Genomic DNA, 15,035 nt, shown 5'->3' with positions numbered 1-15,035 from the left:
CCATCATGCCGGGCGTTTTGGATTGATTTGCGCATTCATTTACATCTGCAGCGATTGCTGACGACGGCGGCGGAACATGGTGCTGAGCGAAACACGGGCGCACCATAGGGACACAACAACAAACAATAACCCCCAGACCAGAGCGGGCAAAAAAGCCGAACGGCTTAAGCTGGTTGCGTCTCCGGCAAAACCCGGCTGGGTCAGCGACAAATAAAAGATGACAAACGAGGATACAACCGACTCCACCAGGCACAAGAAGGCGATTAGCAGATAATAGCCCTTTTGCAGCCATAACGGCGCCATAAACGCGATTAGCGCAGTTATGACGGTAAAGCCGGCGCTCCATGCCATTCCGTATCCGTTGCGCACAAACAGGATCAGCCCCAGCCCCGACAATATCGCTACAATGACAAGCCCCGTTTTCAACCTGCCGCCGGCATATAATTGAAACAGCAGCATGGAAAAAAGGGAAGCCCCGATATAGCCGGCCAACGCAATGGGAATCATCATCCAGTTTTCCTGGAAACGGGTTACCGTTACCCCGCTTTGATTGGCGTACAAATGTATTTGCATCACGCTTCCCTGCAGAAGCAAGGCGGCCAACGCATGCGATAGCTCATGCACTAGCGTATTGACGTTGCGAAAAAAAGCTGAAAACGGAACAAACCTCGTTAATATCAAAGCAACCACTAAAATGATGCCTGTCCGGAACCATGAAAACATTCCCTGTCACCTCCCGCTGTACTCATTATACTGGAAACGTACCGTTAACGCCCGCATTCTGCCTGTTCGCCTATACGGCGTTGTCCATCATCTGTCCATGCACAAGCTTTGCATACAGTTCATTGGTCTGAAGCAGCTCTCCGTGCTTGCCTTGACCGCTCACTACGCCTTGCTCCATCACGATAATCCGGTCGGCTCCGGCAATCGTGGACAAACGGTGAGCAATGACTAACGTGGTGCGCGACGCCATCAAGGCTTGCAGCGCTTCCTGCACCAGCTGTTCGGACTCGCTGTCCAAATGAGCGGTTGCTTCGTCCAGCAGCAGGATTTCGGGATTTCGGAGGAAGGCTCTTGCAATGGCCAATCGCTGCCGTTGTCCGCCCGACAGCTTCACCCCGCGTTCGCCTACTTCCGTATCCAGCCCTTCCGGCAATGAAGATATAAACTCACTCAGGTTGGCTCCGCCGATGGCAGCCCGGATATCCTCTTCCTTGCACCCGTCCAGACCATAAGTCAGGTTGTACCTGATGCTGCCGGCCATCATCGGGCTTTCCTGCGATACATAAGCAAGTTTTCCTCTCCATTCCTTCAGCGGCAAGTCCTGGATCGATCTGCCGCCATAAACAATACTCCCGCTTCCCGGTTCATAAAAACGTTCCAATAACGAAAATAGAGTGGTTTTGCCTCCTCCGCTTGGCCCCACAATAGCGGTCATGCCGCCGGCTACCGCCTGAAAAGAGACGCCGCTTAGAATCGGCCGGTCCTCCGAGTAAGCAAAGCTGATATCCCGAAATGCCAGCCCTGCTCCATTTCCTTCGCGGCTGCTTTCGCCATCTCTGACTACTGCATTTTTCTTGTCATCGTCCATCTGTGCCCAACCATGCTCGCCCTGCTGATCCAGCAGTTCGATGATTCGTTCCGAAGCGCCCAACGCCTTCTGGAACTGAGTAAAAAACGAAGCCATTTGCGTAAATGGCATTACAATCTGGAACATGTACAAAATGATCGCAACCATTTCCCCGGTGGAAAGCTCTCCTTGCGCCACCCTCACGCCGCCATAACCAATCAGCAGCACCAGAATAAGCAGCATAACCGTCATCATTAACGGGGTGACGATAGAAAGGATTCGCGCTTCCTTGAGGCCGAACCTGAACAGGCCCGCGATCCTTACTTTGCCTTGTTTCTTCTCCACGTCTTCAGCCAACGAAGACTTCACGAGGCGGATTTCGGACAACACTCGTCCAAGATCGCCTTGAAACAGCGCGGTTTCGTCCTGCATCGCTTTGGACACCTTGAACATCCGGCTTCCAAGCGGCCACAGCACCAGCAGCGCTGCGGGGATCGCAAGCAGCATTAACAGCGTCATCCTCCAGTCGATATAGAACAAGATGGCGACGCCGCCAACAATAGCCACGATTCCGCTCAAAAAGGATATAACATGGTTGATAATAAAATCCTTGATGACATTGGTATCATTCGTGACCCGGCTCATCGTCTCGCCCGATGTATTGCGGTCAAAAAAAGAAACAGGAAGCTTCAGCACTTTATTCCACAATTCCTTGCGAATGCCGCTTACCATGTATTGACCGACATAGGACATGGAATAGACCGAAAAGGCCGACATCCCCGTCTGCACGATAAAAACGGCGGCTAGTCCAATAATCGTTATCGATTCCAGAGCGGAATTCGATATTTGTTCAACCAGATTTTTGGTCATTAAGGGAATCAGCAGCGACAAAGCCGTCTCACCCAAGCCAAGTATGACAGCTCCCGCAATGATCCAAGCGGCAGGCCGGTGTCTTTTGAGTAGCGCTATAAATGCTTGGACGTTCATAAAATTTCTCCTTCCCTATACAAACCCCATTCTTGCTGGAACCTCTCGCGATCATCCACGCGAAATACAATAACCGATACCGTCTTTTTCACGCCGTACAACGTCTTTATTTGCATGGGTTGTTTTAAGACGATTTCGAATTGAGGCGTATCAAAGCGCATGTATGAGAGGTACACTCCGTCTTCCGCTTTGTCGATCAGATCGATTGGCTTCGCTTGGCGAAGACGTTCAATATTATCCAGCGGTACGGCTATCGTGCTTTGCATCCCCATTGCGATATAGAACATGTTTTCATTTAACAAATGCGGTTGACGGCGACTAGACTGATAGAGGGCGACGATATACAAGATTCCATAAATATTAAGAGCCAATACGGCCCAAGCAACTATTCCGTTCCACCTGCTTAAAAGGAAATGCAGCAGCCCCGCTTCCAGCCCTATCAAAATCGCAAAAAAGATCGTCAGCACTTTCAACTGGGAATCCCTGTGATAGGTGTACACGGAAAACCGAGATGGAGGCAATGAAGGCTTTTTAAACCAAACCAAAAGAGAATAATAAAATGTACAGGCCTCTGCAAACACTAAATCCGAAAAACGTCCGCTTCCCAAGGCCTGATTAATCTTTCCTCTTACTTTTTCCATTGGCGTATGAAGTAATAAATCGTTTTGCTCTAGCGGCATGTTATCGTCCTCTTTAATGGCATTATTATTGTTCTCTTATGGGTTGTCGCTTTGTTCTTTAATCAAAAGACTTTGAACATCAAGCAGCTCCAGCACCTTTCCCAAAAACTGCTCTTCATCCGGTGACAGCCACATTTGGTTAAAAATCGGATTTTGGTTAACGGACGCATCCTCCATCTCGGCGATTTTAAGCAGGTCCTGTTCATTCAGCTTGGTTAATGAATCGCCCAAAACAACCTTTAACACATCCATTAATCGACTTCCGTCTTCCAGCACCTGCGGGTCATCCGGCGTTCTGCCGTCATGGTAATGGCGGATGAGCTTAACAAACTCCGCTGTCAGCTTTCGCTCCAGCTCCCTTTTGTCGGCTTCCTTCTTATCGCGCATAAAAATAGTGTCCAAAAAAGGGGCGGGCAAAAATTGGGCAAGCTGCTCCCGTTGTTCGTCTTCATGATAAATATTGTGGATGAATAGCAGCAAAAGCGCATTTTCCACCTGCCCGGCATTGTTGGCAATATCGCGAATCCGTTCCATCGTTGCCAGCACACGATCCAACTGCTCCCGTTTGCGCAGCAAAAGCTCGTATTGCATTTCAAGCGATTCCTGAAGGCTTTGATCGCTTTCATTCAAGTGCTCGCCGATTTCCTCCAATGAAAAGTTCAAATATTTCAGTGTTGCAATTCTCTGAAGCTGAAGCAAATCGCCGTCCCGATAATAGCGATGCCCCTGTCCGTTCCGTCCCGACGGCTTCAACAATTCCTTTCGGTCATAATAACGAAGCGTGCGCTCCGTTAATCCCGTTAATTTTGAAAACTCGCCGACACTGTAGATTTTTTCTCTATCGCTTTTATCTGCATTGTCATCCCTGAATTCGGTCATGGTGTTTCCCTCCCTTATCCTAACCTTATCACCTGACGTTACGTCAAGCGCAAGAGAAAGTTTCACCCCCAAATTGAGGAAATGTAAATACAGTAATTGTGTTTTATAATCCCTACAGTTTCTTTAAAATAAAATGGTTGTAATTATACTATGAAACTATATAATATAAATGTATTTATTTTCTTTATACACCATCGACAAGGGAGAGATTGTGTTGAGTAACTTTCAACCGCAACAAGGCCAACCAGGCGGATTTCCACCGCAGCAAGGCTATCAGCAAGAAGTAGCACCTGTTATTTCCATGAAGGAATGGATGCTGACTTTGCTGATTATGATTATTCCGATTGTTAACGTCATTATGATGTTTGTATTTGCCTTCGGCGAAGGAAATCCTTCTAAAAAGAACTACTTTAAAGCATCGCTTCTGTTTGCAGCCATTATTTTAGGCATCTATGTGATTTTTGCCATTCTTTTTGCAGGCGCTTTGTTCTCGGCGTTTGGTAATATGTAACTCTTGCTCCTTTTGATGCGAAGCCTGGACGGGTTAAGCTTCAATTACGGATATGAGCTAGGCAATGCAAGCAAAAGGCGTTCCCGCGGGAACGCCTTTTTGCTTTGGACCTATTTCTATATTCATGAAATTCGCGAACGGCTTGAATCGAAACATGACACTTTTTTAGCCCACCGTTTTAAAGTGGAACACCGTGCTTGCGAAGTCGCCATGGAATTGCGGTTTTGGAAGGCCTGCGTACATCAGCTCGTCTCCGCCGTAAACCGTTTCGGTTCCTTGCAGCGAGTATTCTTTGTTGGCATCCAGCCCTTGCAGGCGGAAACGGCCAAGAACGGGATTTGGTTCCTGCAGAACGGTGACAAATACGGCAAACGCTTCGCTTTTGTCCTTGGATACAAACATCCAGGCCGTATCATTGCCATCAAACGGGCTAAGCAAACGATAGAAATCGCCAAATTGAACAAGGTGACGCACTTCTTTGTAAAGCGCTACTTGGGCTTTAACCTCTACCTGCTCTTCTTCACTGAACTTGGTCAAATCCAGCTCGTAACCAAAGTTGCCGGACAAGGCGACATGTCCCCGGGTTGATAACGAAGTAATCCTGTTCACCTGATGGTTAGGCACGGCCGACACATGGGAACCCATGGCGCTTACGGGATACACAATGCTTGTGCCGTATTGGATTTTTAGACGGGAAACGGCGTCCGTGTTGTCGCTCGTCCAGGTTTGCGGCATGTAATACAGCATTCCGGGGTCAAAGCGTCCGCCGCCGCCGGAGCAGCTTTCAAACAGAATATGCGGGAATGCGGTCGTGATGCGCTCCAGCACGGAATACAAACCAAGCATATAGCGATGCGCGGTTTCGCGTTGGCGCTCCGCTGGCAGAAGTGCGGAACCAATTTCTGTCATATTGCGGTTCATGTCCCATTTGACGTACGTGATCGGCGCGCTGGACAAAATATCGCTAACAACCGTTACGATGTAATCCTGAACATCGGCGCGGGACAGGTCGAGCACCAGCTGGCGACGTGCTTGGGTCCGTCTGCGTCCCTCTACATGCAGACACCAGTCGGGATGGTTGCGGTATAGCTCGCTCTCCGGCGAAATCATCTCCGGCTCGAACCACAGACCAAATTCCATGTTTAGATTTTTGACGCGCTGCACCAGATCCGGCAAGCCGTTTGGCAGCTTGTTACGGTCTACGAACCAGTCGCCAAGCGACGAATTATCGCTGTCCCGTTTACCGAACCAGCCGTCATCCAATACAAACAGCTCGATACCCAGCTGCTGACCGGCGGTTGCGATAGCTTCGATTTTGTCCGCGTTAAAATTGAAATAGGTCGCTTCCCAGTTGTTGATCAGAATCGGACGTTGCTTGTCGCGGAATTCTCCACGGCACAATCTTGTGCGATACAGGTCGTGATAGCCGCGCGACATGCCGCCGATGCCTTCGTCGGAATAGACAAGAATCGCCTCCGGCGTCTGGAATGCTTCTCCGCCATTCAGCAGCCAATTGAAATCGAAGTCGTTGATACCCGCGAACAGGCGAGCCGTATGGAACTGATCCACTTCAACACCGGCCTTGAAGCTGCCGCTGTACACAAAGCTTACGCCGTACGCTTCACCAAACGTTTCCGTCGTTCCTTCCGCAAGCAACGCCACAAATGGGTTTTGCATATGGCTGCTTGAGCCGCGGCGGCTTTCAACGGCTTGCAGGCCCGGAACCAATTTGCGCTTGTGAACATGACGCTCGCGTACCCATGCGCCGGAAAGCTGAAGCAGTTCAAAACGATCATGCGGCATATCCAGACTGACGCTGTAGGCGCGCAATAGGTTTAAAGGAACCTCGCTTGTGTTTATGAAGCGCACGGAACGCGCGATGGCCGGATGGTCTGCAAATGCAGTATAAGACAATACCGTCTTCAGGCCGGAAAGCTCATCCTTTAACGTAATTTCCAGCGTTTGTGCTTCTTCCTGGCTTTCGATGTAAACAGCCGGAAGTCCTTCCAGTCCTGGTTTGCCTTCCAATATAGCATGGGACTCATATACCAGCTCCGTTACTGTTGTGCCATTATCCAGCTGAGCCTGAAAAGCAGGCTGGCGGAAGTCGGAGCTTCCGAAGGACGGATATTCCTGCGGCAGCGTATCCAGTGAATACGAAAGCTGCTCCAGATCGGTGCTAGGCGAAAAGGAAGCTCTTTCTTGCAGCTCCAGCAGTTGGCTCAAATTGCCGCTGCGTATTCTTTTTCCCCAATAATAATGGGCCAGATGGCCTTGTTTGGTTACGCCAAGCACATAGCTGACGTTTTGGGATTGCAGGTGAAACAAGTTTTTATCCTTCAAATAAGTAATGGTCATGTTCTTTCGCCTCCATTGTTGTCATGTACATTCTGTAACGGTCGCAGGCGTCCATTACAGCCTCAAAAACCGGATAAATCTATTTTTGCCGGACAAAAATGTCCGTTAGAGCGCAAAACAAGGGAATTTCTCGTTGAAAACTGCTGTAATGGACATATCTGTCCATTACAAATCTAGAAAACGTCGAATCTTCCGGCTAACGGTCATAAATGTCCGTTTAATGGAAGGCATGGCTCACATTTCAGGTTCAGCTCCACAGCTTTGCCGAATCATAAAAGAGGTATTTATGACGACATGCGCAGCCGCTTCCCTTCCCTCCAGCCTTTCCAGTAGCAGTTGCACCGCAGTTCGACCCATCTGCTCGGTATACACCCGATTCGTCGTCAGCGGCGGCGTCAAATATGGCGCAATTTCGATATCGTCGAAACCGATCAGCGCCATTTCCCCCGGAACGGAAATACTCCGCTCGTGAAGGACACGCAAGGCTCCGACAGCCATAGGGTCGCTGCCCAGCAAACATGCCGTCGGGTGGTTCCCAGCCGTTTCTTCCAACAGGGCAATCATGCCGTTGTACCCTCCGGCCGATGACCACTCTGCTTCGCAGTTATAGGCAGGCTGGTACAAGCCGCCCTCTTCCATAATCCGGCGATATGCTTCTCGCCTGGGATCCAGCAAGCTGTCTTGACAATCTTGGCGTTCGGGAGCTGTAGTGCCTGTGCCCGCAAGCGCCAAACGATGCACCCGTTCGTTGCCTCCCATATAGGCAATTTGCTTATGCCCCATCTCCGCAAGATGGCTCAGGCTCTCCTTAACAGCTCCTTCAAAATCCGCCTTGACGGTATCAAAAGGGTCCAGCTTGTGTACATGATTGACAAAAACGATGCGTTTTTCATCCCCATATAGTTCAAGCACATCACGATGATCGATGGAGCCAACCACGATCAGTCCATCCAATCCATGAACCGGAACCAACTCTGCGTTGCCGTTGCCGCGCATGACTTTGGATATCGTCAGCCCGCTTTCCTCGCAGCGTTTCTCGATTCCTTTTCGAATGGAGGAAAAATAGGGGTCATGCGCCTCATCCTCAAGAGTTGACCACATCAGCAAGCCGATTTCGCGTCGGGACAGGGACTCTTCCTGCTTTAGCCGCCGAAGGCGTTTTGGCTTATAAGCCAAATCTTCGGCAATACTAAAGATGCGTGAACGGGTTTCCTCGCTGACAGAAAGCGTGCTGTCGTTATTCAAGACGCGGGATACGGTTGCTGCCGATACGCCAGCATGAGCGGCAATTTGTTTAATTGTTGTCATGTGCGCTCCGTTTTAGCTTTAATTTTAGTTAATATTTTTACTTAACAAATCGATCATACCAAACTGCCGCTTCATATTCAAGCCATGCCTAAATATGGTTGCTGCAACATTCAGGGATTCGACATTCGTCCATATAACTAAGTATAAAAGTTGAACAAAAGAGTTCAGCGATGTAGGCCGGCGTGTGAAAAGTTCTTCCGATCGCTGTTGTTCCCAGATTCCCTGAATGATAGGGGTTAATGGTGAAATCCGGAAACAAAGGCGAGCGCTTCGCTTCTCCAGAACCATTCACACTCTGGCCTGTCGCTACTTTTCTTTTATTCAGCTTATATACAAGCACAGAGACGGACTTACAAGGGGGGGCTTTGATGAAAAGGTTGGGATTTGTATGTTTGACGCTTGTTATGCTGCTTGGAGTCGCCGCTTGTTCCGGTAAAGCGCAAACGAATAATACGCCTGTGACTTCCCCGGTATCGGATGGAACCGGCACGAATACCAGCACTCCAGCCAAAGAGCAACGAGACGGTCAGAATTCAGGGACAGATAAAGAGGAAAACAAAGGACAGGACGAAGGCCAAAACGCCGGGGGTAAAATCGAAGGCGCCGCAACTGCTGAAGAAGGCGCTCATGCCGTTGTTGCAGCATTGAAAGATAAGGATATGGAAAAACTGAAAACCTTAATCCATCCAGAGAAAGGACTGTTGTTTTCGCCTTATGTTCACATTGAGAAGGACAGCGCTCTTGTTTTTAAGCGCTCCGAGCTGCCTGCTTTGGATGATGAAAAAATCTACACTTGGGGGCAATATGACGGCTCTGGCGAATCGATTAAAATGACTTTTGCCCAATATGTTGAGCGATTTGTTTACGACCATGATTTTTCCTCGCCCGAACAGATCGGTTTGAATGAAATTAAAGGAAGCGGCAATAGCCTGCCTAATATTCAAGAAGTATTCCCCGAAGGCCAATTCGTTGACTATTATTTCAGCGGGTTCGAGGAGCAATATGCGGGGATGGATTGGGCCAGCCTGATTATTGTACTGGAGGAGTACCAAGGCAGTTGGTATGCCGTAGCGGCTGTTCATAATCAATGGACAATTTAGAGCACAAAATCACAATCATTGCACGTCCTTTATCAGCGAACAGGCCCCCGAATTTTTCTCCCCATCATTATCAGAGCTTGAACTTGATGTAAAAGGGAGAATGCTGGCCTGCAAGCTTTATGCGGAAATGCTGATTTTATGAGTCAAAATGAGCCTAATCAGCATTCAAATTGGCTCAATACTTTCAAACTCTTATAATCGCTCGGCTCATTCGCCTTTAGCGCATACAGAATAGAAGACTCCTCACCTGCTAATTCGAAAATTTCACCGTTAAGGCAAGTCATAAATTTTCGCATTTGGTTAATGAACCGCTCTACATCCAGATGTGAAAAACTCTGTTCAGGCACGGAGCAAATCATGGCTCCGGCTTCTCTGTGCATGCACATAAATGTATCATAATCAAAAGCCGCTTGCTTAAACCCGTCCGGCAGGCTGTAAACAGACAAGCACTCCAGATCTTCGCCGTCATTCAGCGCCGCCTTCAGTTTTTTCTCCATTCTTCTGATGGTCATTAGTTTTCCCGATTTAAAGGAACTTCCTATAATGCCTACATAGTTAGCTGGAAAGCCTAACTCCTTACTTTCATTCACCATAAGCTCATACCAGTCCCCTATTCCCGCAGAACTGGCATTAATAGGGCCGTATATAACCAGATTCATTGTCTTCTTATTTTTTATGAGAATCACCTGCTCCCCTCTTGCCTTAATCCGGAGAACAAAGGCGAACGCCTCGCTTCTCCAGAACCATCCATACTCTGTCCTGCTACTGCCGTTTCTTTAATTGAACTTATATAGATAAAAAAACGCCACCTAATTGTGACGTCAATGTGAATTCTAATATTTCAACTCGTTTATTGTACCATAAAATTACATAAAAGTCAAGTCTATCATCATTGTTATCCCTGATGATATAACGGATATGAGGTGATTAATGATGAAGTCAAGAAGCTTGACTGCACTGGTAAGCGCATTTGCAAGAGCCTACCATGCTGAGTCTAACGGCGCCAAAATTTTCGATGACACATTGGCGCGACAACTGCTGACGAAAAAGGAATACGATGACATTTCATTTAATATGTCGGAGAACGTCGCCGCTTTTGAACCCGGTTTCGTTGGGACTCGAGAGGAAGCGCTGCGTCTTATTGTCGACCGCCAGCTTGCCCCTGCGCCGCTTGGCCGGTCCGCGTTTGCAGAAGAAGCGCTGGAGACGGCGGTTGCGCTCGGAGCCAGGCAATATCTCCTGTTTGCAGCAGGCTATGACACCTTTGCATATCGACAGCCGAGCTGGAGCAAGGAACTGACTATTTTTGAAATCGACCACCAGGCAACCGCATCCGACAAGCAGCGACGTTTGTTGAGCTTTGAAAAAAACACCCCTGCCAATCTGTTTACTCTGGCTGCCGATTTTAATGAAGCCGACTGGGCTCAGGCCCTGCTTGGTTGCCCGGCTTTCGACAGGAATCAGCTCAGCTTCGGCAGTTTGCTTGGCATCAGCTATTATTTGACCCCCGAACGTTTTCAATCGCTATTGGAAACTATCGCGTCCATCATGCCATCCGGCAGCAGCCTTGTATTTGATTATCCCGATGAGCATACGCTGACGGAAAATGCGGGACCACGCGCCAAAAGGCAAGTTTTGATGGCTGCGCATGCGGGAGAACCTTTTCTTGCAAGCTATTCTTACACCGAGCTGGAGCGGCTTTTGGAGGAATGCGGCTGGTTAATCTACCGCCATCTCGTTCCCGTCGAAATTACGACTGACCTGTTTGGCGACTACAACCGCAGCCATCCTGAACATCCCATCACGGCATTTGACAATGTAAACTATTGCTTGGCCGTCAAACGTTAGGCATGGATGGACTGCCATTATACGATAATATTCAAACCATTCATGTGATAGCCGGCCATTGTGCGGGGTCGATCAAATACTGAGCGTGGTCGATCAAATACTGAGCGTGAATGGTTAAGCTCAAACTATAACTAGTCCGTTCCCTTCAGAACGATCGAACTGAAGGGAACGGCCGCTTTTTATCAACACATGGGCCTATCGACTTTGCGGGACTAATCCTTTTTCAACAAGTCCTGTACTGAAAATTCCCCGATTTGTTCCACTACACTTCCGTCACCGAGGCCATTATCAAATGCCAGCTTCATATAGAAGTTCTCTGAATCCTCGCTCCAATCAACCAGCAAACCAACGATGGAATAAAGCTGCTGCCCCTTCATCACTGGCGCTACGGCTGTCACCTCACCATTGTTCAGTTGATAAAGCGAGATCTGCTCAGGCTCCATTTCATGAATTAATAGCTTTGTTTCATCCGGGGATAAGCTGAATGCGTAGCCTCTCCGGGTTTCCTCGTATTGCTTCTCAAGAATCGTTTGTGTCTCTTTCGTGGCGGAATCAAACAAATACACTCCCGTGTTGTCCCCGGATTCACCTGCCAGCAATAAATCACCATTGGAAAGCACCTTCAGCCAATAGGAGGAATGTTCCTCTTCTTGGACTAAAGCCGACTTTACCAGTTCCGAGCTTTGCGGCTCGTTCAAGTTCATTTTGTAGGTACCTGACTGGATGTCCGATGACTCTACTTGAATGTAGACATGATGATCGACGATTGACAGATCATTGCTATACCCGTAGCTTTCAACCTTTAAGCGTTGCTCAAGATCAATCTCGATCCATTTCTCTGCCGTTACATCCCAAATTAGCACATGACCGACCTGAGGCTGGAAAATAACATAGTTTCCCTCCGGATCGCCAAACTGAACTTCGGATGTATAGTCAAAAAAACCTCGCTTTTGATAATACCTGTCACTCTTATCCAACAGCAATGTGGATTCGCCGCTGGCGATATCCATAAGCCATACCTCGCTGTCCCTCTCGTAAAGCGCTAGTTTTCCGTTTTCGGAAACCGACAACACGGTTGTATCCAGCAGTTGCAGGGGTTCATTTTGATCGATAGTGCCATCAAGCGAACTTTGGTAAAAACCATCCTTCCAGTTAAAAAACACTTTACCCCCTGTCATAAACAAAATGTCGCTGTAATCAACGGGCTGGCTGACGTTGAGAAGCTTCCCAAAAATTTCGGGCTCCTCCATCAAGGTTAATTCCGACCTAACATCGCTGCTCAGTTCAAAAGTAACCTCCTTTTGTGCTGTGCCGTCCAAAATACCGCAGCCTCCAAGCATTAAACTGCAGGACAGCAAACCTGTCATCCCCGCCCGTACAATCCAGCGTTGGCTTTGTGTAGTTCTTGTCAATAATGTCTGGATTCTCATCCTGATCTCTCCCTTCCTTACCGTGATGAGAATCAGCATACCGGATAGACATGTCCATTTCTCGCATGTTTATTGCCAACTTATGAACATACAGGCAGCGTCACTTCAACGCACACATGACTACCGGAACGGGAAAAAGAAATAGCGCCCCCATGCCGTTCCACAATTGTTTTACAGATAGCAAGCCCTAACCCGCTTCCATCCCCTGTCGTACGTTCTGCGCCTCGATAAAATGGTTCAAACACCATATTGGCGTCTGCATCCCGCTCCGTTTCATTAGTGAACAAAACCAGCGCTTTTTTCTCTGCAACAGTCAAATGAATACCGACATGAATGCCTTCAGAGCCATATTTAATGCTGTTATCGATTAAGTTTATCCAAACACGGCGAAGCTCGTCCCGCTCGCCGATCACGGTTGCGGTATCCAAATCAAGCTCCAAAGTAATCCCGTATTTGGCCGCCTTCAGTTCCATATCCTGTGAACAACGTTCCAGTTCCTGCTTTAAATCCAATGGCTCCAACTGTCGTGAATACGCCGTGTCATCACTGCTGGCGATTTCCAGCAGCCGAACAACCATTTCGTGCAATCTACCGCTTTCGTCTATGATTTTCCCTGCTGCTTTATGCAAAAAAATTGCATCAGAAAAACCTGGTTTCCCGATAATCTGGGCATATCCCGAGATAGCCGCCAAAGGCGTCTTCAACTCATGGGTGACCTGCTGATAGAAGCGGCGTTTGCTCTCCTCCAATGCTGCCACTCGCCCCCGTTCAGCTTCAAGGTCTTCCATCTGCTTCTGTATTTGTTCCTTCATCTTCTGAAAGCTTTGAGCCAGCTCTCCCACTTCATCGCGGGATTGAACCAAACGCATTTGAGCCTTCGACTCATGATTTGATTTCCCCTCTCCAAAAGCAAGCATTGACCGAGACAAAAGCGCAAGGGATGCCGTCAGCCTTCGCGACAGCCATAACGTCAGCCCAACAACAGCCGCAAGCAGCAACGCCCCAAACAAAGCCGCTCTTCCCAAAATCACGGAATTGGCTTGATATCGCTCACTATAATCCGCCGTTATCGTGATCATGCCATCATAGCTTTCCTGCCAATACAAAGGAAAGCTGAGCAATGATAACTGCCGGCCATCTTCCTTTAAGATCGTGACTACAGAGGTATTGTTAATCGTAGCTTCACTATGCTGTTCCAGCATTTTTTGCATAATGGGATTTGAGCTCTGGTACATCCTCCCGCCACCGATCGGAAATGCCTGATTCTGAAAGTTGCCTTCTTTATTGATATAGACAGCCCGATACCCACTGCTTCTGGCAATGCCGTTAAGTATAGTCTGCATATCATTATTTGCTGGCTCATCATCCACATTATTCAATAAGGAATATTGTTTAATCAACGAGTATGAGTGCATTTGCAGATTATACATGTCATTTCTTATAGCTTGTATCGTTTGCCGCTCCAACGTATGAGACAAATACCAATAGAGCCCGCTAATCGCCAAAATAAAAAGTGTGATGAAGCTGAGCGCCATCCGCCGACGCAATGTTCCCCTAACCATGAATAGCTCCCTGACCGCGTTTGTAGCCGATGCCAAACACCGTTTCAAGCCAGTGCAAATCCAATTTTTTTCGTATTCGCTGCACATGGACGTCCACTGTACGGGCGTCTCCCTCATAATCCATTTCCCAAACATGCTGCAAAATTTCTTCTCGCGAAAATACCTGTCCGGGATGATCCCAAAACAGCAGCAGCACCTGGTATTCCTTGGGCTTTAGCTTGACAGAAACACCATTCCTGTACACGGCATGTCCCTGCCGGTCCAACGAAACCTCTTGCGTAAGCGGAATCAGCACCTTGGATGACCGTTGCTCTGCCTTGTCCTTGCGCCGCAGCAAGGCCTTGATCCGTGCTGCCACTTCCCGAAGCTCAAACGGCTTTGTCATATAATCATCAGCGCCAAGCTCCAGTCCGACGATTTTGTCGGTTAGGTCAGAACGCGCCGTCAGCATGAGCACAGGTATCCCGTAGCCCGCATTCACTTCCCTGCACAGATCGAAGCCGCTCCCGTCAGGCAGCATCACATCAAGCAGAAGCGCATCCGGTTCATGCTGCTCCAGTAATTTCCGCCCTCCTTTGACTGTTCCCGATCCAAATACCCGGTATCCTTCACTTACCAAATAATAGGTCAAAACATCGCGTATCGACTCATCATCTTCTATAATAAGCAGCTTTTTCCGCTCGCCCACAAATTAACCCCCAGACGTACAGTTTGCATGTTTAACCCTCTGCGATTCAACTCTCATCGCTTTTCGGTTTTTTTCCAATTTCATTAATTATACAGAAAACATATTGCCAAAATA

At 48.3% G+C, this 15,035-nt stretch carries 13 protein-coding genes; 3 read left to right on the top strand and 10 right to left on the bottom strand.

Annotation, left to right across the window (positions count from 1 at the left end; translation table 11 throughout):
- Positions 1 to 39 precede the first annotated feature (39 nt).
- From ACX93W_RS17225 to ACX93W_RS17210, 4 genes are all read right to left on the bottom strand, one after another.
- The gene (locus ACX93W_RS17225; RefSeq protein WP_459393611.1) at positions 40 to 723 is read right to left on the bottom strand and encodes a M50 family metallopeptidase; all 684 of its coding nucleotides are present in this window, start codon (positions 721 to 723) and stop codon (positions 40 to 42) included.
- A gap of 70 nt (positions 724 to 793) precedes the next feature.
- Positions 794 to 2,557: an ABC transporter ATP-binding protein gene (locus ACX93W_RS17220; RefSeq protein ID WP_459393610.1), complete on the bottom strand. Its 1,764-nt coding sequence runs from the start codon at positions 2,555 to 2,557 to the stop codon at positions 794 to 796.
- Positions 2,554 to 3,237 (bottom strand): hypothetical protein, encoded by a 684-nt coding sequence (locus ACX93W_RS17215; protein WP_459393609.1) that lies wholly within the window; start codon positions 3,235 to 3,237, stop codon positions 2,554 to 2,556. The genes ACX93W_RS17220 and ACX93W_RS17215 overlap by 4 nt, the downstream gene beginning before the upstream one ends.
- Before the next feature lie 36 nt (positions 3,238 to 3,273).
- Positions 3,274 to 4,116 (bottom strand): MerR family transcriptional regulator, encoded by an 843-nt coding sequence (locus ACX93W_RS17210; RefSeq protein ID WP_459393608.1) that lies wholly within the window; start codon positions 4,114 to 4,116, stop codon positions 3,274 to 3,276.
- A gap of 214 nt (positions 4,117 to 4,330) precedes the next feature.
- On the opposite strand from ACX93W_RS17210, the gene ACX93W_RS17205 reads away from it, so the two are divergent.
- Positions 4,331 to 4,627, top strand: coding sequence for a hypothetical protein (locus ACX93W_RS17205; RefSeq protein WP_459393607.1), 297 nt, complete (start codon positions 4,331 to 4,333; stop codon positions 4,625 to 4,627).
- Between the two features lie 165 nt (positions 4,628 to 4,792).
- Here ACX93W_RS17205 and ACX93W_RS17200 read toward each other — a convergent pair whose 3' ends face one another.
- The gene (locus tag ACX93W_RS17200; protein WP_459393606.1) at positions 4,793 to 6,985 is read right to left on the bottom strand and encodes an alpha-galactosidase; all 2,193 of its coding nucleotides are present in this window, start codon (positions 6,983 to 6,985) and stop codon (positions 4,793 to 4,795) included.
- Between the two features lie 234 nt (positions 6,986 to 7,219).
- Positions 7,220 to 8,293, bottom strand: coding sequence for a LacI family DNA-binding transcriptional regulator (locus ACX93W_RS17195; protein WP_459393605.1), 1,074 nt, complete (start codon positions 8,291 to 8,293; stop codon positions 7,220 to 7,222).
- Positions 8,294 to 8,661: 368 nt separating this feature from the next.
- Here ACX93W_RS17195 and ACX93W_RS17190 point away from each other — a divergent pair, with 368 nt between their 5' ends.
- Positions 8,662 to 9,393 (top strand): hypothetical protein, encoded by a 732-nt coding sequence (locus tag ACX93W_RS17190; RefSeq protein WP_459393604.1) that lies wholly within the window; start codon positions 8,662 to 8,664, stop codon positions 9,391 to 9,393.
- Between the two features lie 158 nt (positions 9,394 to 9,551).
- Here the strand turns inward: ACX93W_RS17190 and ACX93W_RS17185 are convergent, their stop codons facing one another.
- Positions 9,552 to 10,079, bottom strand: coding sequence for a hypothetical protein (locus ACX93W_RS17185; RefSeq protein WP_459393603.1), 528 nt, complete (start codon positions 10,077 to 10,079; stop codon positions 9,552 to 9,554).
- 244 nt (positions 10,080 to 10,323) lie between these two features.
- On the opposite strand from ACX93W_RS17185, the gene ACX93W_RS17180 reads away from it, so the two are divergent.
- Complete coding sequence (locus tag ACX93W_RS17180) at positions 10,324 to 11,241, top strand: class I SAM-dependent methyltransferase (protein WP_459393602.1); 918 nt, start codon at positions 10,324 to 10,326, stop codon at positions 11,239 to 11,241.
- A 212-nt stretch (positions 11,242 to 11,453) separates the two neighbouring features.
- Here ACX93W_RS17180 and ACX93W_RS17175 read toward each other — a convergent pair whose 3' ends face one another.
- The 3 genes from ACX93W_RS17175 to ACX93W_RS17165 form a co-directional block, all read right to left on the bottom strand.
- Positions 11,454 to 12,671 (bottom strand): hypothetical protein, encoded by a 1,218-nt coding sequence (locus ACX93W_RS17175; protein WP_459393601.1) that lies wholly within the window; start codon positions 12,669 to 12,671, stop codon positions 11,454 to 11,456.
- An 80-nt stretch (positions 12,672 to 12,751) separates the two neighbouring features.
- Positions 12,752 to 14,233 (bottom strand): sensor histidine kinase, encoded by a 1,482-nt coding sequence (locus ACX93W_RS17170; protein ID WP_459393600.1) that lies wholly within the window; start codon positions 14,231 to 14,233, stop codon positions 12,752 to 12,754.
- On the bottom strand, positions 14,226 to 14,921 hold the full coding sequence (locus tag ACX93W_RS17165) for a response regulator transcription factor (RefSeq protein ID WP_459393599.1): 696 nt from the start codon (positions 14,919 to 14,921) through the stop codon (positions 14,226 to 14,228). The genes ACX93W_RS17170 and ACX93W_RS17165 overlap by 8 nt, the downstream gene beginning before the upstream one ends.
- Between the last annotated feature and the right edge of the window lie 114 nt (positions 14,922 to 15,035).

Source organism: Paenibacillus sp. CAU 1782 (genome assembly GCF_054551715.1).
Note: the sequence above shows the minus strand (reverse complement) of the source record. Positions and strands in the feature narration are given on the sequence as shown.